The sequence below is a fragment of the Streptomyces sp. NPDC025793 genome, assembly GCF_055558375.1.
The window spans coordinates 63,109-79,480 of record NZ_JBVHMR010000004.1 but is presented as its reverse complement, the minus strand read 5'-3'; the positions used below and the strand labels follow the sequence as shown (position 1 = coordinate 79,480).

At 69.9% G+C, this 16,372-nt stretch carries 16 protein-coding genes and 1 pseudogene; 9 read left to right on the top strand and 8 right to left on the bottom strand.

Going from position 1 to position 16,372, the window contains the following annotated elements; all coding sequences use genetic code 11:
- Window positions 1–68 precede the first annotated feature (68 nt).
- The 3 genes from ACZ4MF_RS10515 (at window position 69) to ACZ4MF_RS10505 (ending at window position 2,410) form a co-directional block, all read left to right on the top strand.
- Window positions 69–233 (top strand): hypothetical protein, encoded by a 165-nt coding sequence (locus ACZ4MF_RS10515; RefSeq protein WP_467491639.1) that lies wholly within the window; start codon window positions 69–71, stop codon window positions 231–233.
- Window positions 234–313: 80 nt separating this feature from the next.
- Window positions 314–2,224: an ATP-binding protein gene (locus tag ACZ4MF_RS10510; RefSeq protein WP_467491638.1), complete on the top strand. Its 1,911-nt coding sequence runs from the start codon at window positions 314–316 to the stop codon at window positions 2,222–2,224.
- Window positions 2,225–2,275: 51 nt separating this feature from the next.
- Window positions 2,276–2,410 (top strand): hypothetical protein, encoded by a 135-nt coding sequence (locus ACZ4MF_RS10505; RefSeq protein ID WP_467491637.1) that lies wholly within the window; start codon window positions 2,276–2,278, stop codon window positions 2,408–2,410.
- A gap of 138 nt (window positions 2,411–2,548) precedes the next feature.
- On the opposite strand, the gene ACZ4MF_RS10500 is transcribed toward ACZ4MF_RS10505, so the two are convergent.
- Together ACZ4MF_RS10500 and ACZ4MF_RS10495 are read right to left on the bottom strand one after the other, a co-directional pair.
- Window positions 2,549–3,046, bottom strand: coding sequence for a hypothetical protein (locus tag ACZ4MF_RS10500; RefSeq protein ID WP_467491636.1), 498 nt, complete (start codon window positions 3,044–3,046; stop codon window positions 2,549–2,551).
- Window positions 3,047–3,715: 669 nt separating this feature from the next.
- On the bottom strand, window positions 3,716–4,888 hold the full coding sequence (locus ACZ4MF_RS10495; protein ID WP_467491953.1) for a PP2C family protein-serine/threonine phosphatase: 1,173 nt from the start codon (window positions 4,886–4,888) through the stop codon (window positions 3,716–3,718).
- An 885-nt stretch (window positions 4,889–5,773) separates the two neighbouring features.
- On the opposite strand from ACZ4MF_RS10495, the gene ACZ4MF_RS10490 reads away from it, so the two are divergent.
- On the top strand, window positions 5,774–6,127 hold the full coding sequence (locus ACZ4MF_RS10490) for a hypothetical protein (protein ID WP_467491635.1): 354 nt from the start codon (window positions 5,774–5,776) through the stop codon (window positions 6,125–6,127).
- An 85-nt stretch (window positions 6,128–6,212) separates the two neighbouring features.
- On the opposite strand, the gene ACZ4MF_RS10485 is transcribed toward ACZ4MF_RS10490, so the two are convergent.
- Window positions 6,213–6,578 (bottom strand): hypothetical protein, encoded by a 366-nt coding sequence (locus ACZ4MF_RS10485; protein ID WP_467491634.1) that lies wholly within the window; start codon window positions 6,576–6,578, stop codon window positions 6,213–6,215.
- 56 nt (window positions 6,579–6,634) lie between these two features.
- Window positions 6,635–7,351 (bottom strand): SDR family NAD(P)-dependent oxidoreductase, encoded by a 717-nt coding sequence (locus ACZ4MF_RS10480; RefSeq protein ID WP_467491633.1) that lies wholly within the window; start codon window positions 7,349–7,351, stop codon window positions 6,635–6,637.
- Between the two features lie 60 nt (window positions 7,352–7,411).
- Between ACZ4MF_RS10480 and ACZ4MF_RS10475 the strand changes: the two genes are divergently transcribed.
- Window positions 7,412–8,572, top strand: coding sequence for an Lrp/AsnC family transcriptional regulator (locus ACZ4MF_RS10475; RefSeq protein WP_467491632.1), 1,161 nt, complete (start codon window positions 7,412–7,414; stop codon window positions 8,570–8,572).
- A 594-nt stretch (window positions 8,573–9,166) separates the two neighbouring features.
- On the opposite strand, the gene ACZ4MF_RS10470 is transcribed toward ACZ4MF_RS10475, so the two are convergent.
- From ACZ4MF_RS10470 to ACZ4MF_RS10455, 4 genes and pseudogenes are all read right to left on the bottom strand, one after another.
- On the bottom strand, window positions 9,167–9,391 hold the full coding sequence (locus tag ACZ4MF_RS10470; RefSeq protein WP_467491631.1) for an AMP-binding enzyme: 225 nt from the start codon (window positions 9,389–9,391) through the stop codon (window positions 9,167–9,169).
- Window positions 9,392–9,674: 283 nt separating this feature from the next.
- Entirely contained in the window at window positions 9,675–10,364 is a 690-nt protein-coding gene (locus tag ACZ4MF_RS10465) for an AMP-binding protein (RefSeq protein WP_467491630.1), read from the bottom strand.
- Between the two features lie 62 nt (window positions 10,365–10,426).
- A pseudogene (locus tag ACZ4MF_RS10460) lies at window positions 10,427–10,537 on the bottom strand (AMP-binding protein); the annotation flags it as partial.
- 54 nt (window positions 10,538–10,591) lie between these two features.
- On the bottom strand, window positions 10,592–11,698 hold the full coding sequence (locus ACZ4MF_RS10455; protein ID WP_467491629.1) for a TauD/TfdA family dioxygenase: 1,107 nt from the start codon (window positions 11,696–11,698) through the stop codon (window positions 10,592–10,594).
- Window positions 11,699–11,886: 188 nt separating this feature from the next.
- On the opposite strand from ACZ4MF_RS10455, the gene ACZ4MF_RS10450 reads away from it, so the two are divergent.
- From ACZ4MF_RS10450 to ACZ4MF_RS10435, 4 genes are all read left to right on the top strand, one after another.
- The gene (locus ACZ4MF_RS10450; RefSeq protein WP_467491628.1) at window positions 11,887–12,909 is read left to right on the top strand and encodes an AraC family transcriptional regulator; all 1,023 of its coding nucleotides are present in this window, start codon (window positions 11,887–11,889) and stop codon (window positions 12,907–12,909) included.
- A 300-nt stretch (window positions 12,910–13,209) separates the two neighbouring features.
- Window positions 13,210–14,268 (top strand): beta-keto acid cleavage family enzyme, encoded by a 1,059-nt coding sequence (locus tag ACZ4MF_RS10445; protein ID WP_467491627.1) that lies wholly within the window; start codon window positions 13,210–13,212, stop codon window positions 14,266–14,268.
- A gap of 72 nt (window positions 14,269–14,340) precedes the next feature.
- Window positions 14,341–15,315 (top strand): quinone oxidoreductase family protein, encoded by a 975-nt coding sequence (locus ACZ4MF_RS10440; RefSeq protein WP_467491626.1) that lies wholly within the window; start codon window positions 14,341–14,343, stop codon window positions 15,313–15,315.
- Window positions 15,316–15,377: 62 nt separating this feature from the next.
- Window positions 15,378–16,283, top strand: a complete 906-nt coding sequence (locus ACZ4MF_RS10435) for a TauD/TfdA dioxygenase family protein (protein WP_467491625.1) — start codon at window positions 15,378–15,380, stop codon at window positions 16,281–16,283.
- Window positions 16,284–16,372: the final 89 nt, after the last annotated feature.

Here is a 16,372-nt window from a genome sequence, read left to right as displayed (position 1 = left end):
TGGGCAAGACCCGGCTGGCGCTGGAGTTCGCCAAGGGATTACCGAGGCGCTTCGCACGAGTCGACCTCGTGGAACTCGCCTCACTCCAGGACGGCGCGTGGGCGACGCAGTCCGTGGCCGCCGTGCTGGGGGTGGGCGAACGAGCGGGCTGGACCGGCGTCGACGTGCTGGTCCGGGCGATCGGTGACGCCTCCCGGGTGCTGATTCTGGACAACTGCGAGCATCTGGCCTAGCCGTGCGCCCGGCTGGCGGCGACCCTGTTGGGTCGCTGCCCCCGTCTGCGGATCCTGGCCACCAGCCGGGAGGCCTGAGGGTGCCCGGAGAGACCGTGTTCCGGCTCGGCGAGCTGTCCCTGCCGCCGGCCGACGCCGGAGACGATGCGACGGCCCTCATGCAGTCCGATGCCGTACGGCTCTTCGTCGACCGGCCCGCGAGCAACTCCCCAGGGTTCGCGCTCCATCGCGGCAACGGCCATCTGGTGGTCGAGATCTGCCGGCGCCTGGACGGCCTGGCGCTCGCGGTCGAACTCGCGGCCTGCCACGTCGGTGCGCTCGCGCTGAGCGACATCCTGGCCGGGCTGGACGACCAGTTCTGCCAGTTGGACCTTCTGACCGGGGGAAGCAGAACCGGACCCGCACGCCCCAGTGGGTTCGCCGCAGCTGTCGACTGGAGCCATCGGCTGCTGGATCCGGCCGAGCAGGCGGTCTTCCGGCGCCTCTCGGTCCTGGTCGGCGGGTTCGACGCGACCGCCGCGCAATCAGTCTGCGCCGGTGACGGCATTGGCCGGCGGCAGGTATTGCGCATCCTGTGCGCCCTGGAAGCGAAGTCGCTCGTCGTTCGTCTGCCGGGAGAGACGGCGCCCACACGCTTCAGGCAGTTGAGTGCCGTCCGTGCCTGCGCCCTGGACCGTCTGCGTGCATCCGGCGAGCTTGACGCCACCCTGCGCCGGGCGCTCGCGTGGCTGACCGAGCTGACCGAGCTGACCGAGCTGACCGAGCTGACCGAGCTGACCGGGCGAGGCCGCAGGGAGGTGTTCGCCGACCAGGCCGGCAGCCCGCTCGCGGCGGAACGGGACAATCTCGTGTCGGTACTGGCCTGCAGCGCCGGCCACGGCGATGCCGTACTGGCGCGGCTGACACTGGAGCTGGCACGTGTGCACTACCAGCAGGAGCAGCCGTCGGCCGCCCGTGCGCTGCTCAGCGGACCACTGCGGGGAGCCGGGGGCCGGGCGCTGGGTGGGCAGGTGCCGGCGCTCGCCGCACGCGTGGCCTGCCAGCAGGCCGATCTGGACGAGGCGGTGTGCCTGGGGGAGCAGGCGGTGCGGAGCGAACGGATGCGCGGTGACGCCGCCGGACTGGCCAACGCCCTGGACGCCCGGGCGGCGGCGCGCCTGTGCCGTGGTGAGTTCGCCGAGGCCGTCGCGGATCTGAGGGAGTGCCTGGAGGCCGTCGCTTCCCTCGGCAGGCCGCAGGACGTTGCTTGGTGCACCCATCACCTGGCCTGGGCGCTGCTCCAGTCCGGCGGCGAGTTGGAGGCCGACGTGCTGATGACACGGTGTCTGCCCGTGCTGAGGCAACAAGCGCCGTGGCCTCGGATCGCGGCCGCGCTGCACACCGCGGGAGCCGTACGGCTGGCCCTGGGGCGTCTGCGCAGCGCGGAGACCTTGTTCTCCGAGGTGCTGCGGATCGCTCCTGGGGCCAGCTTCCATGCCCTGTACCCCGTGGAGGGCCTGGCCCTCGTGGCCGCGGAGAGCGGCGACATGCAGCGTGCGCTGAGGCTGTACGAGGCGAGCGTGCAGGCGCGGCGCCGCCTGGACACCGAGCCCGAGGCTCCCTGGCGGCACAGGATGGAACAGGCGGCGGCGCGTGCCAGGACACGGCTGTCGGCTGCCGCGCGGAAGGCTGCCGTCGCCGGTGCCCATGGGCTGCGCGGAGAGCGGCTGGTCGCGTACGCGCTCGGCGCAGGGAACGGCGATGACCGGTCGAGGGGCGATGTCCGCACCACCGACGAGCGGCTCCGGCTCACCGCAAGGGAGTCCACGGTGGCCGAACTCGTCGCCGAAGGGCTGACCAACCGGCAGATCGCGGACAGGCTCGGCCTTTCGGTCCACACGGTCGCCACGCACCTGGACAAGATCCGCGACAAGCTGGGCCTGCGCTCTCGCACGCAGATCGCACTGTGGGCGGCCGCACGGACCGAGGGTGGGTGCACAGCCCGGCGGTGAGCACCTGGAACAGGAGAAGCTCGGCCCATGCAAGGCCGGACCACAAGCGTCTTGGCTTTCAGCTGTCGGCACGGTGAACGGGGCAGGCCAACCCGGCGGCAAGCCACCGAGCTCGGTGCCCGCGCCCCCGCCCCCGGCGAGATCACCGGGTACTTCCTGCAGCCGGCCGAGATCCGCATCGAGTGACCGGCCGGACGCACCCTCACGGAGTTGTCGCGGCTGAGCGGAGTGCGGTCCGGTCATGGCGGGCCTGCCTGCCTGACACAGATCTCGAAGCGGTTCTGCCGCACGTGTCCATACCCTGGTAAGGATGTGGTGTCCGAGTCAGGTGGAAGGCGCGACAGCAAAAACGCCGCTGACCGACCCGGATAGAACGGATGCGACAGGCCAGTCAGCCCAGGGGGGCCAGTCGTCCCTCTCGCCAGAGGCTGCCGAAGGACCTGCGTCCCCGCCCTCGGCCGCGTCGGCGTTCCCGCAGATCGCGCCATGGACGTCTCGGATCAGGTGCTGTTGTGCCTCTGTAAGGCCGCAGGGCGTGGCTTTTCCGGAGCCGGACTCAAAACGGTCGCCGCTGATGGTCAGGTCCCCGAAAACGCACCGGTTGGGGCCTCCCAGCGCGTACACAACAAGGGTGGCGATGCGGTTGAGCAGGTGGGTGCCGCCGGGACCTCGGACATCGTTGACGCCGCCGTGGAGGCCGTGACCACCCCATGCGGCCCGCTGGATGGCGAAGGCAGCGCCGGTGCCCGCGCCCTGGTCCGGGATGCCGTCGCGGAACTGAATGCTGCCGTCGATTCGGATCAACGCGTAGATGCTGTTCATGAGAGCGCCTGGATTCGTGCGTCCGGTAGGCGTGATCCGCGAACGGCAGGGACCGCAGCGGTACGTCGGCGTGAGGCAGGGGAGCCGGCCTGTCTGCTCGCCGTGTGGCTGTTTCCATCCTCCATCGATCCCGTGACGCAGGCCAGTCTGCGGGGGCCGCATCTCACCGTGGGAACTTGCCACGCGAGGCACAGGAACAGGCGCAAAGGTGGGGTCGGCCCCCACCCGGCCGGGGGCCGGGACGGGCACCGCAAACCGTCTCCAGCGAACGAGCAGAAATGATGAGTCGCGGGACCGCGTCGTCGGCCCGATGGGCCTCGGCGGCCTTGCCGGCTGGCCGCGTGCGGGGCTGCGAAAGCACCAGGCCGAGTGCTTTCGGGTAGCGGGTCCCCCAGGCGACCCGTAGACCGGACTTATGGTTCTGCGACCGCCTCTGGACCCCCTGCCGGCGCAGGCGCAAGATAGCCTGCCGTTGTCGGCGCGCTCCCCGGCGAACCGATTTTCCAGCCGAAGCGGGACGGCTCTCCGGACGCCTCGTGATGTCTCATCCGGTCAGGTCGCCGGAGCCGCCCACAGCGGCTGGGAGAGCTCATGCTCGGAAGGAAGGGCGAGGCGCGGGAGCAACGATCCGGGCGTCTGGCACCGGCCGGGGGAGCGCCCTGGTCACCGCTACTGCTTCGTGCGGCCGGCTGAAGCCTGCTCAGTGTCCGCGCCGGAGCTGACGTGCCGCAGGGTCTGCTGGGGGCCGTGCCAGTCCAGGCACATCACGGTGGCATCGTCTGCGAGCCGGCCCCCGGCGGCGTCCCGGACCGCGGACGTCAGCGTCAGCGCCGCCTCCCGCGGGTGCAGATCCCGGGTGCGCTTCAGGAGGGCGAGCAGGTCGACCTTCTCCCCATGGCGTTCGAGCATGCCATCGGTCACCATGAGCAGACGGTCACCGGGGCGCAGGTCGAGGTCCTGGACACGGTAGGGGTGAGGCACGGAGACGGGCAGCCCGAAGGGGTGGTCCACCTCGCAGGTGATCGCTTCCGCAGTCCCGTCGCGCATGCGCAGTGGCCAGGGGTGGCCGGCGTTGACGAGCTGGGCGTGGCCGGTGTGGAGGTTGATGCGCAGCAGTTGCCCGGTGGCGTGACCGTGGCCGTGATCGGTCAGGGCCTGGTCGGCCCGGTGGGCCTGCTCGGCCAGACCGGCTCCTGCGCGACGGGCGCCGCGCAGGGCGCCCACCAGTACGGTGGCGGCAAGGGCGGAATCGATGTCGTGGCCCATGGGGTCGGTCACCGACACGTGCAGGGTGTCGCGGTCCAGCGCGTAGTCGAAGGTGTCGCCGCTGAGGTCTTCCGAGGGCTCCAAGCTCCTGCACAAGGTGAACTGCGCAGCCTCGCACGACAGTGACGGGGGAAGTAGCTGGTACTGGATTTCAGCTGCCAGCGTGGGGGGCCTGGAGCGTGTGCCCCAGGTGTAGAGGTCGGTGAAGCGTCCGTTGACGATCACGATGTAGGCCAGGATGTGTGCGGCTTCACCGACCTCGTCGAGGACGTCGTCGCCGGGGTCGGCGGGCAGGAGCAGTTCCAGCATTCCGATGGCGTCCCCCCGGTTGGTGACCGGCACGATCACCCGCTGTCCCTGGCCGGTCCTCTCCTGGTACAGCCGCTGGGTACGGATCACCTGCTCGTAGACGCTGCCGAACATGGGAATCCGCTCCGCTTCCCGCCCACCCTCCGCACCGGCGGCCGTGGCCAGCCGCGCCACCGCCTTGCCCGTCAGGTCCACGATGAGGAATGACACCTTCGTGGCGCCGAAACGCCGCCGGAGGTCCTCAGCGACCACCGCGACGGCGTCCACCGGCGCCGCCCTCTCCGCTGCGGTCAGCAGCCGGGGAAGTCCACTCTGCCTACCGCTCACGACCACGACCCCTTCCACCCGCCCCTTCTACAGCTTGGGAACCCTCACAGCAGGCGTCAATCCGTGCGTGATCACGGCCGGTGGCCAAGCTGTGCGTACGTGGTCTGGCTGTGCGTACGCGGAGATGAATCGGCCTCGGCGCCCGCCTGGGGGCGCCGCCATCTGGTCGCGCGACCCGACGAGGCGCTGACGTATCCGCCCCCACCCCACCACCACACTCGCAGGCGGGGGCTGCCTGCCATCCGGCTCCACGCCGAGCTGTCGGCCCGCTTTGCCGCGTTCGAGGCCCTCCGGATCGACGGGCAGGAGCTGTCGTGGGCGCCGCACGGTGAAGCCATGCCCCCTTGGAGGCGCGGTTCGCCGAGCGCGCCTGACCGACCCGTGGGCCCTGTGGCCCGAGACGCCCGACGTCGCCCCCGCCAAGGAGCGGTTCACCGCATGGGCCGAGGCACCGGGCACTGAAGGCTGATCATTCGTGGGAACCAGCAGTGGCACCTGCCCGTCGCCCGGGCGCTCATCGAGATCCGTGCACCCTCGGCGCGATCACCGGCGCCCTGCGCCGCCCCCCGGAACCTCCTGCTGGGCCGGCACGACCGGGAGGGGCCTTTCGGGCCGTGGCGCGCAGCACGCCGTCCCATCCAGACCACGGCCGGTACATCGCCGGACCAGCTCAGCCCGGCCGCATCGGGACACCACTGAGAGGGCACACGGTTCACGACGCCGGTTTCGAAGCGGTCGAACTGCAAGGCCAGGCACTGGCCGGCGAAGTCTGAGCGCCTCTGGCCGATCGCCTGCGCGCCGGCTCTCTCCAGTTGCCATCGGGGTGTGCTCAGCGCTTTCTGGAAGAGCGGGTGGAACGGCCCGTTCATCCAGGAGGAGCGCACCATGGCGCAACTGGCAAGTAGGCCGACGATCAGCGCTGAGCAGTTCGGCCGAGTGTGTGACGAGATCAGGAGCACGGCGGCGCCCGAGAAGAGTGCCCGGTCCATCCGGGACTGCGCTCTGCGCATCGTGCAGACCCTGGGCCTGGCGCTGTCCACGGATGACCTGAGCAGACTCCTCGCCGACCTCATGGCCCCCGGGGCGGCCCCACCCCGAGGGAGCCCTCACTACACCCGAGAGGCCATCCTGGACCTGCCTGACGAACAGCGAGGAGAAGACGAAGGCCCGGTCAGGTAGAGCGTCCGGAACGACTGGTTGCGTCCTCGGCTCGCCGGAGCACAGGGAGGGTTCCGTCACGGGGTCGAACCCTCGGTACGAGGCATCACGGACACTCGACGGCAGTTGAGGGTGAGTGAAAACGGGCTGCCCGATTTCCGACGCCGCGCCGAAACGGGCTGGGAACGACGTGGCCGTGGCGGCCGTCGCCCGACACCCTGCCCGTTCGCGCTCTCAGCGCCGGGCTTTCGGGGGGCAGCGCCTGGGTTCCGGGCGGAGTCAGGGTGAGGACCGAAAGGTCGAACCCTTGAGTTTCCATCGCCGCGATGCGGCCCGCTTCCAGGTCCTCCAGGCACTCCTGGTTGTCGTCCGTTTCCCCGATGTGGAGACTTTCATCCGGGTGCGGCGGGGCGCGGAGTGCAGCCGTCGGATCCGGCGTGCTCCAGCGTTCTTCGGCGGCGATGATCGGCACGGTCTCCTCCTTGAGGGCTGCCCCAAGCCGGCGCATGTGAGTGCTGGCCGCAGGGTTTACCAAGGGACGGTCCGGCCGAAGCGGTCCAGGTACGCCAGGCCGGGCGTGCCCAGTCGGGAGAGCAGGACGTCCACCAGCAAGGGGACGCTCTCCTCGATGGTGAACGGCGCATCCGGACCGCCCAGGGCGGTGCGTATCCACCCCGGCGCCATGAGTACGAAGGCGCGCTGCGTCTCACCTTGCCGGGCCGCGAAGCTCCGCAGGAACATGTTCAGGGCTGCTTTGCTCCCTCGGTAGACCTCGCGGCCCCCGCTCGTGTTGTTCGTGATGCTGCCCTGCCCGGAGGACATCGCCCCGATGAGCCCCGCCGGGGCCACCAGGTCTTCGAGGGCTTCGATGACGCGCATGGGGCTGAGCGCGTTGGTGACCATCACGTCGATGAAGTCGGCTGTCGCGACCGCGCCGATGGGCGTCTGCTCGTTGTTGGTGGTACCCGCGTTGACGAAGAGCACGTCGAGTCGGCGGTGCGTCAGACGTTCGTGCAGCGGGGGCAGTTGGCCGGGGTCGTTGATGTCGAGGCGTTCGATGGTCACCCGGCCGTCGGTGCGGTCCGCGAGATCGTGCAGCGGCGTTCGGGCAGTGGTGTCGCGAACGGTGCCGATGACGTTCCAGCCCCTGTCCAGGAACTCCGCCGTCATCGCGTGGCCGAGGCCGCGCGAGGCCCCGACGATGAGAGCGGTCGGTGGGTGTTGTTCGGTGGAGGTCGATGACATGCAGCGTCATCTCCGTTCTTCGAGCGTCGTACTCCGTTCGGGCATCGTCGAGGTCCCGGGATGGGCACGGGTGACCGCTGCTGTGGGGCCCCTCAACGTGTGCTTCAAGTGTTTCGTCCGCGCTGCATCGCAGGCGAGCCACGAGCGCTCGTTTGTATGATCGGTGACGTGGCAAGGGTGTTCATGACGGAATCCGCTTCGGTACAGCCTGACGATGTACGAATCATTCGGGCGCTGCAGATCGCTCCGCGGGCTTCGTTCGCCGCGATCGCGACCGTCCTCGGACTGACCGAGGGCGCCGTCAACCGTCGGTATCGCCGCCTGCGCGCCGAGGGCGTCATCCGGGTGGCCGGCGTGGTCAACCCGGGCGCCCTGGGGCAGAGCAGGTGGCTGGTGCGCCTGCGCTGCCGGCCCGGCAGCGTCGCGGCGATCGCCGAGGCGCTCGCCAAGCGTGACGACATCAACTGGGTAGCGCTGAGCGCGGCGGGCTGCGAGATCACCTGCGCGACGCAGTCCCGGACGCGGGAACAACGCGAGGACCTCCTGGGGCAGCGGCTTCCGCGCACCGCAGCGGTGATCGACATCAACGCCTTCGCCATGCTCCGCCAGTTCCTCGGAGGCCGCGCCCACTACTGGTCCGCCCTGCAGGGCACACTGTCCCCGCAGGAGGAAGCAGCGCTGGGGAGCGGCGGGCCCCCCTTCACCGAGTCTCCGGTCGTCACCCGCGAGCCACTGCGCCTCACCCCCGAGGACGAGAAGATGCTCGATGCCCTCGCTGCAGACGGCCGCGCCAGTCTCGTCGATCTCGCCGCAGCCGCCGACCTCACCCCGGGACGTGCCTCGCGACGCCTTGATGCTCTGCTCCAGCAGCGCGTCGTCCACATCGACGTGGAGATCGCCGCAGCGGCCTTGGGGTATCACGCTCGCGCGAACCTCTGGCTCCGCGTGCACCCGTCGGCGGTGAAGAGCGCGGGCCGCACACTCGCGCAGGAACCCGAGATCGCCTTCGCCGCAGCCATCTCCGGGCCCTGGAACATCCACGCCGTCGCACACTGCCGGGACCTCGACGAACTGTTCGAGTTCACTTCGGATCGCATCGGGTCCCTGACCGGACTGCAGAGCATGGAGGTCTCACCCGTGCTGAGGCACGTCAAGCAGGCCGGCACGCGGCTCTGCGACGATCGCCTCGTCGGGCCGTCCAGCGCTCGTGCGCGACGCTGAGAGGCCGGATCGCGACCAGCCGCTCGGCGACCCGCACGACGCCGTCGCCGACGCGAAGCTCGACGGTTCCGCCGCCCGCTGGCAACTCCCTCACGGCCGGTCTGCCGTTGGACGCGATGCCGGCGGACACGATCGAACAGCAGCGCATTACCTGCAGATTGGCCGGCCTTTCGGGCCGGGAAGTGGTTCGACAGGGACGCCATTCGGTCCGGAGCTGGTCCGGGACGCTCACTTGGAGCTCGGACAGTGGCGCGAAGTATTGCGTTGATCCCGGAGGGTGGCTGCCGTGTCGGGTCGCCTGCGCGACGATGCCTCCGGGCAACCGACTCCGGGATCTAGAAGAAGCCAAGCTTCTGAGGGCTGTAAGAACAGAGAATGTTCTTGGTCTGCTGGTGGTACAGGTGTCACGCGTCACTGACCTGCGTGAAAAGTGCCACGTATACCTGTCATCGTCGCAGCCCTCGGCCTGTGGACTGCTCCAAGCGGATGTGTTGGCCGGCCTCGGGCTACGGCGAGGTGGGCGGGTGCGGGGAGCGGAGTACGAGGCACACCGCCGGCCCGTACCCACCCCCTGATCTTTGCCCAGGCATGAGCTCACGAGCGGGCCGACGGCGGCGGGACGGTGATCTCACGCTTGAGGATCTTGCCGGTGGGCCCCTTGGGAAGTTCGGCGGTGAGCGTGACGACGCGCGGATACTTGTAGGCCGCGACATGTTCTTCGACGTAGTCACGGATCGCCTCCGGCGTCGCCTCCTCGCCGGTCCGCAGCACGACGACCGCAGCGACTTCCTCGCCGTGCAGCGGGTCCGGAACTCCCACGACCGCGGCCTCGGCGATCGCGGCCCGTAGAGGTCCTCCTCGATCTCCCGCGGGCAGACGTTGTAGCCGCCCCGGATGATCAGGTCCTTCTTGCGGTCCACGATGAAGTAGAAGCCGTCCTCGTCCACGCGTGCCAGGTCGCTGGTGTGGAACCAGCCGTTGCGCAAGGCGTGGGCGCTGGCGTCGGGGTAGTTGAAGCAGCCCTTCATCACGTTCTCACCGCGGACGGCGATCTCACCGACAGCGCCGGGCTCCACGGGAGTACCGTCGTCCGCCACGAGTTTCATTTCGACTCCCCGCACGGGGTGCCGATCGAGCCGGCCTTGCGCGGTCGGGCCGGATGATTGAAGGCGGCCACCGGAGAGGTCTCCGACAGGCCGTAGCCTTCCAGCACGGTCGCCCCGAAGGTCCGCTCGAAGCCGTGCAGTACCTCGACCGGCAGGGCGGCGCCGCCCGAGACCGCGAGCCGGAGCCGGGAGGCGGCATGCCCGTCCGGGCGTCGGGCCTGCAGAAGCGCGGAGTACATCGTCGGCACGCCGAGGAAGCCGGTGACCCCGTCCCGGCGCATGACATCCAGAGCCTGCCCCGCATCGAACCGGGGCAGCAACGTGAGCGTCGCGCCGGCGGCCACGGAGGCGTTCATGGCGCAGGCCTGCCCGATGGCGTGGAACAGCGGCAGACCGCCGAGCAGGACGTCCTGCGGACCGAGCAGAAGCAGGGTCTGTGCGGTGGTGGCCGTGTTGGTCAGCAGGTTGCGGTGAGTGAGTTCGGCCCCCTTGGGCGTGCCGGTGGTGCCCGAGGTGTAAAGCATCAAGGCGGTGTCGTCGTCGGCCCGTTCGACGACGCCGGCCAGAGGCTGGGCAGCGAGCAGCAGCGTGTGGAAATTGTCGGAATCCGTGACCAGGCACGCCGCTCCGGTCTCAGCGGCCGCCTTCGCCACCTCCTCGGCGCACATCGGATGGGCCAGCGCCATCCGGGCCCCGAGTCACGCAGCACGAACGCTGCCTCACGCGCCTTGAGTAGCGGATTCATCGGCACGGCAACGCCACCGGCCCGCGGGATGCCGTAGTACACGACCGGGAAGAGCGGCACATTGGGCATGGTCATCGTGACGACGTCACCCGGCCGGACACCTCGGTCTTGCAGAACACCGGCGAGCCGGGCACTCGCCTCGTCGAGCTGCTCGTACGTCGATTCGTCTCAGTGGGTGCGCAGCGGGCAGCCGCAGCCCGGGCCTGCCGTGCGCAGGCTCCGGGGGCGGACGACATCGCGTGGGACGACTCCGGTGCGTGTCGTCCGGCGGACGTGTGCTCCGGCTGCCTGGTCGGCCGGGGTGGCCTCGCCGGGGCGGGCCAGCCACAGGCGCAGCAGGTGGCGTTTCTGCTCCACGGCGTCGAAGTCCTCGTACGCCGAGCGGGCGTGCAGCACCACGTGATTGTCGAGCAGGAGCAGATCACCGGGCTGGAGATCCAGTTCGAGCCGGAGGGTGGGCGAGGCTGCCGTCGTGTCGATGAAGTCGTACAGCTCTTCGTCGGCGGCCTGGGCGCCGTCCGGGCCACCGCCTCGGGCAGCGTGTGCGCCGCTGTCCAGGCGGGTGCGGTCGTACCGCATGCTGGGCCGGTCTCCGTGCCTGGTGACAAGCGGGCAGGCCAGGTAAGACCCGTCGCCGGGCGCCTGCTCCTCCTGGCCGTCGAAGAGGTGGGGGCGGTAGAGGCGCGCGACGAGATCCGGGCGGGTTTCGAGCACGGCGTTGTGCACGGCAGCGGCACTGGCGAGCAGCGTTCGGCCGCCTGAGCGGGCCGGCCGCAGGCAGAGCAGGCCGAGCAGGTCGGACTCCGATGTGTGGAACGACACCGCGGCCGAGGTAAGGCACGCAGGCGGCGCCGGGGCGTCCGACGTCGGGCCGACGTCCCGGATGTGGCAGAGGGTGTGGCCGTCGACGGTCTGCGGGACGGGTCTGCCGAGGTATTGGCCGATGCCGCGCAGCACGGTGCTGGCTTCGGCTTCTCCGAGCAGATCCTCGGGGGCGCCCTTGATCAGAAGGAGGCCCCGCCCCTCGGACAGTGTTCTCGCAGTGCGATCCAGCTCGGCTGCGAGCGTGGGCAGCGGGAAGTCGGCGGTGGTCATCCGCAGCAGGGTGGCGGCGCGGGCGCGGGCGGTGTGCAGCGCCCTGCGCAATTCGTCACGGTCCCCGGCGGACAGACTCAGGACCCAGTCGTCACGGCCCGCCAGGTCGGGTCCGTACCACAGGGCGGGGCCTGTGAACGGTTCGACCGGCATCGTCAGCGTGTCTGGGGCTTTGGCCATGGTCGCCTCCGCGAGGTCTGGTGTGCCGGGCAGTTTCTGCCGGCGGTGCGGCGGCCGGGCGGCACGGCAGCCGCACCGCCGTACGGACCGCGTTGAACGGGGATGCTACGAATCACTCGCCCGGCATGCTTGACGTGCGGGGACGAGGAACTTAACTTCTGGGGACTCATTGCCCCTGGAGCGTGCCCATGAGGCCCCTTGCCCGCACCGCCGCGCTGAACGGCTACGTCGAGCTGAGCCGATCCCTCGGTCTCGACCCCCGCGCCCTGATGAAGGGCGTCGGCCTGGACACCGCGGACCTGGCAGTGCAGGACCGGTGGATCTCCGGCACGGCGGTGGTCAAGTTGCTGGAGCTGTCGGCCGCCGCGTCCGGGCGGGAGGACTTCGGTCTGCTGCTGACCGAGTGGCGGCGCTTCTCCAATCTCGGCCCCATCAGCCTGCTCGTCCGTGAAGAGCCCGACGTCCGCAGTGCCTTGGCCCTGCTCATCCGCCACCAGCACACCTACAACGAGGTCCTGCACGCCCGGCTCTCGGAAGGCAACGGGGTGGCCACGCTCAAGGTGGACCTCCGGCTCGGTGAACCGCAGCCGGCCCGGCAGGGCACGGAACTCGCCGTGGGAGCGTTCCAGCGCGTGCTGAGCGGCTTCCTCGGCCCGCACTGGCGTCCCTCGGCGGTCTGCTTCGCCCACCCGGCGCCGCGCGACGCCGCGGGCCACCGCCGCCTGTTCGGGCCCTCGGTGGAGTTCGACCGCGACTTCAACGGCATCGTCTTCTACGCCGAGGACCTGGACGCCCCCAACGCCATGGCCGACGCTCAGCTGCGCAGCTACACCCGGCAGTACTTCGAGCCCATCGCCGCCCCCAGGGAAGCATCCGAGGTGGACCGGGTCCGCGACCTCATCGAGGCGCTGCTACCCACCGGGCGCTGCTCCATCGAGCAGATCGCACGCAGCCTCGACGTCGACCGGCGCACCGTTCACCGCCACCTGGCCCGCTCCGGAGAGACGTTCTCCTCGCTGCTCCAGTCGACCCGCACGGCGCTCGCGGAGCAGTTCGTCGCCAACCCCAACCGTTCCCTGACCGAGGTGTCCACACTGCTGGGATTCTCGTCGCTGAGCGCCTTCTCCCGCTGGTTCCACGAGCACTTCGGCACCGGTCCGCGCGAGTGGCGCAAGAGCCGGGGCGGCCCGGAAGCGCCTGGCGGCAGCTGAGTCCGCGGGACGCATTTCGGCCGTGGCACGAGTCTGTCCAGCCGCGTGTCCCCGATTGACAAGTCACCTGTCACTGCAGGAAAAGCGAGCGCGTGCCATCCGCCCTACCTTGGCACCACCGCGCAGGCGGTCGGCTTCCGGAGGGGGCGCTCTGCAGCTCCCCTGAGGGCACTCCCTCCGGATCGCGGCCATGGCGGGCCAGTTGTGGCCACCGGTCCCGACTTCCGCCGTCGCAGACCCCTTGGTCGCGTCCGCCGCCTGCTCCGTGACGCGATCACCCCTACGCCAAGGAGAAGCCCCGTGCATTTCCACGACGACTCACTCTTCCCGGAGAACCAGGAGAAGCTGGTGATCCAGGCCGCGCCGTACGGCCCCGAGTGGCTTCCCGGCGACGCGGACGACCTGCCCCTGACCATGGACGAGCACGTACAGGCTGCCGTGGACTGCTACAACGCCGGCGCGACGGTGCTCCACATCCACGTCCGCGAGCTCGACGGCAAGGGCTCCAAGCGGATGTCCATGTTCAACGAACTGCTCGGACGGCTGCGCGAGGCCGTGCCGGACATGGTGCTCCAGATCGGCGGGTCGATCTCCTTCGCCCCCGAGGGCGAGGGCGGCGACGCCAAGTGGCTCGCCTACGACACCCGGCACCTGCTCGCCGAACTCACCCCGGCGCCCGACCAGGTGACGATCGCGATCAACACCAGCCAGATGAACATCGTCGAGATCATGAACGACGACGACCTCGAGGGCACGTCGATCGCGAAGTCGGACTACTACCGGGCCTACCGCGACATGGTCGTCGAGGCCGGTCCGGAGTTCTACCTGGAGCACCTCAAGCGCCTGCACGCGAACGGCATCCAGCCGCACTTCCAGCTCGCCCACCTGGCCCAGCTGGAGACTGAGGAGCGGCTGATCCGCGCGGGCCTCTACACGGGGCCGCTGATCCTGAACTACGTGGCCATCGGCGGCGGTTTCGCCGGCCGGCACCCCGCGGACCTGATCGAGTTCATCCGCCGCGTCCCGGACGGTGCCGTCCTGACCATCGAGAGCTCCATGCGCGCCGTGGCCCCGATGAATGCCGTCGCCATCGCCCTCGGCCAGCACGTGCGCGTCGGCAACGAGGACAACCTCTGGCGCGCCAAGGGCGAGCGGATGTCCTCCGTGGCCCAGGTCGAGCAGATGGTGAAGATCTCCGAGGCACTCGGCCGTGAGATCGCCACCGGTGCCGACGCCAAGCGGATCTACAAGCTCGGCGAGTACTACGCCGACGCCGACGAGACCCTCGCCCGGCTCGGCATGGTGCCCAACCGCCGCCCGGGACAGCGCGGCTTCATGCTCCGCGACGCCACGGCCTGACCCGTACCCGGCGAGCCAGGCCGGTCCCGCACGCAGGCAACACCCACCCCCGCGAATCCTTCGGAGCACTCTGTGGCACACGCCGTCCGCTTCCACGAAACCGGTGGCCCCGACGTCCTGAAGTGGCAGGAGGTCACCGTCGGCGCCCCCGGCCCCGGCGAGGTACGCATCCGGCACGAGGCCGTCGGCCTCAACTTCGCCGACACCTACTTCCGCAACGGGCTCTATCCGGTCCGCCTGCCCGACGGCATCGGCGTCGAGGCCGCAGGCGTGGTGGAGGCGGTGGGCGAGGGCGTCACCGACGTGGCCGAGGGCGACCGGGTGACGTACACCGGAAGTCCGCTCGGTGCCTACAGCACCGAGCGGGTCATGCCCGCCTCGCACCTGATCAAACTGCCCCCCGAGATCAGCTGTGAGACGGCGGCCGCGATGACCATGCGCGGCCTGACCGCCGCCTATCTGCTGCGCAGGATCCACCCCCTGAGGCCCGGCGACACCGTGCTGCTGCACGCCGCGGCGGGCGGAGTGGGCCTGATCGTGAGCCAGTGGGCCGCACTGCTCGGCATCCGTGTGATCGGAACGGTGTCCAGCGAGGAGAAGGCTGACATCGCCCGAGCACACGGATGCGAGCACGTCATCCGCTACCGGCACGAGAACGTCGCCGACCGGGTCCGCGAGCTGACCGGCGGCGCAGGCGTCCCGGTCGTGTTCGACAGCGTCGGCAAGGCCACCTTCGCGGGCTCTCTGGCCTCACTGGCCCGCCGCGGGCTCCTCGTGTGCTTCGGCACCGCCTCCGGCCCCGTCCCGCAGATCGACGCGATGCAACTCGCCCTGCACGGCTCGGTGTTCGTCACCCGGCCCGCTCTGGCCGACTACATCGCCGAGCCTGTCGAGCGCGCCGCGCTGGCCGGCGAGCTGTTCGAGCACGTCGCCTCCGGGCGCATCAAGATCGAGATCAATCAGCGCTATGCCCTCGGGGACGCGGAGCAGGCGCACCGCGACCTGGAAGCCGGCCGGACCACTGGGTCCTCCGTCTTCGTCCTGTGACAGGGCACACCTCGTTCCACCCCAGGAAGGCACGTCGTTGCACCCCAGGAAGTGAGCACCCCATGCCAGACACCCTCTCGTCCGCGCGGCAGACCCCGGCGCTCGTGCGCCGGACCACCGTGAAGGCCGAGCCGCTGACCTGCACCATCGGAGCCGAGCTCAGCGGCGTGAACCTCGCCGACGCGGCCCGCGACGACGATCTCTTCGCCGAGATCAAGAACCTGCTGCTGCAGCACAAGGTCCTCTTCCTGCGGGACCAGGACGTCACGCGTGCCGACCACGTCGCCTTCGCCTCCCGCTTCGGCGCACTGGAGGACCATCCGGTAGCCGGCAGCGACCCGGACCACCCCGGCCTGGTCCGGATCTACAAGGATCTGGACAGCCCGCCGGAGCACTACGAGAACGCCCTGCACACGGACGGCACCTGGCGGGTGAACCCCTCGATGGGAGCCGTACTGCGCTGCGTCGAATCACCCCCGGTCGGCGGCGACACGATCTGGGTGAACATGGTCGAGGCTTACCGCCGGCTCCCCGAGCACATCAAGACCCGGATCGACGGTTTGCGCGCCCGGCACAGCATCGAGGCCACCTTCGGCGCCGTCATGCCCGAGGAACAGCGCCACGCGCTGAAGGAGCGGTTCCCCGACGCCGAACACCCGGTTGTGCGGACCCACCCCGAGACGGGCGAGAAGATCCTCTTCGTCAACGCGTTCGCGACGCACTTCGTCAACTACCACACACCCGAGAACGTGCGTTTCGGCCAGGACTACGCGCCCGGCGCGAGCCACCTGCTCACCTATCTGATCAGCCAGGCGGCAATCCCCGAGTACCAGGTGCGCTGGCGCTGGACTCCCAACAGCGTGGCCATCTGGGACAACCGCTCCACCCAGCACTACGCAGTCCAGGACTACTGGCCCGCCGTCCGCAGGATGGAGCGCGCCGGAATCGTCGGCGACAGACCGTTCTGACCTTCCCCTTCAAGCAGTCGAGGTGATGACAATGGAGTTTCACACCACTGCGCAGTCCACGGCCCCGACAGCGTCCGCGTCGGCCTGGC

Coding starts and splice junctions, on each gene's coding strand:
- ACZ4MF_RS10500 (WP_467491636.1), bottom strand. CDS start 3,046: ATGAACAGCATCTACGCGTTGATCCGAATCGACGGCAGCATTCAGTTC.
- ACZ4MF_RS10480 (WP_467491633.1), bottom strand. CDS start 7,351: ATGTCATCGACCTCCACCGAACAACACCCACCGACCGCTCTCATCGTC.
- ACZ4MF_RS10475 (WP_467491632.1), top strand. CDS start 7,412: ATGGGCACGGGTGACCGCTGCTGTGGGGCCCCTCAACGTGTGCTTCAA.
- ACZ4MF_RS10465 (WP_467491630.1), bottom strand. CDS start 10,364: ATGGCGCTGGCCCATCCGATGTGCGCCGAGGAGGTGGCGAAGGCGGCC.
- ACZ4MF_RS10455 (WP_467491629.1), bottom strand. CDS start 11,698: ATGGCCAAAGCCCCAGACACGCTGACGATGCCGGTCGAACCGTTCACA.
- ACZ4MF_RS10450 (WP_467491628.1), top strand. CDS start 11,887: ATGAGGCCCCTTGCCCGCACCGCCGCGCTGAACGGCTACGTCGAGCTG.
- ACZ4MF_RS10435 (WP_467491625.1), top strand. CDS start 15,378: ATGCCAGACACCCTCTCGTCCGCGCGGCAGACCCCGGCGCTCGTGCGC.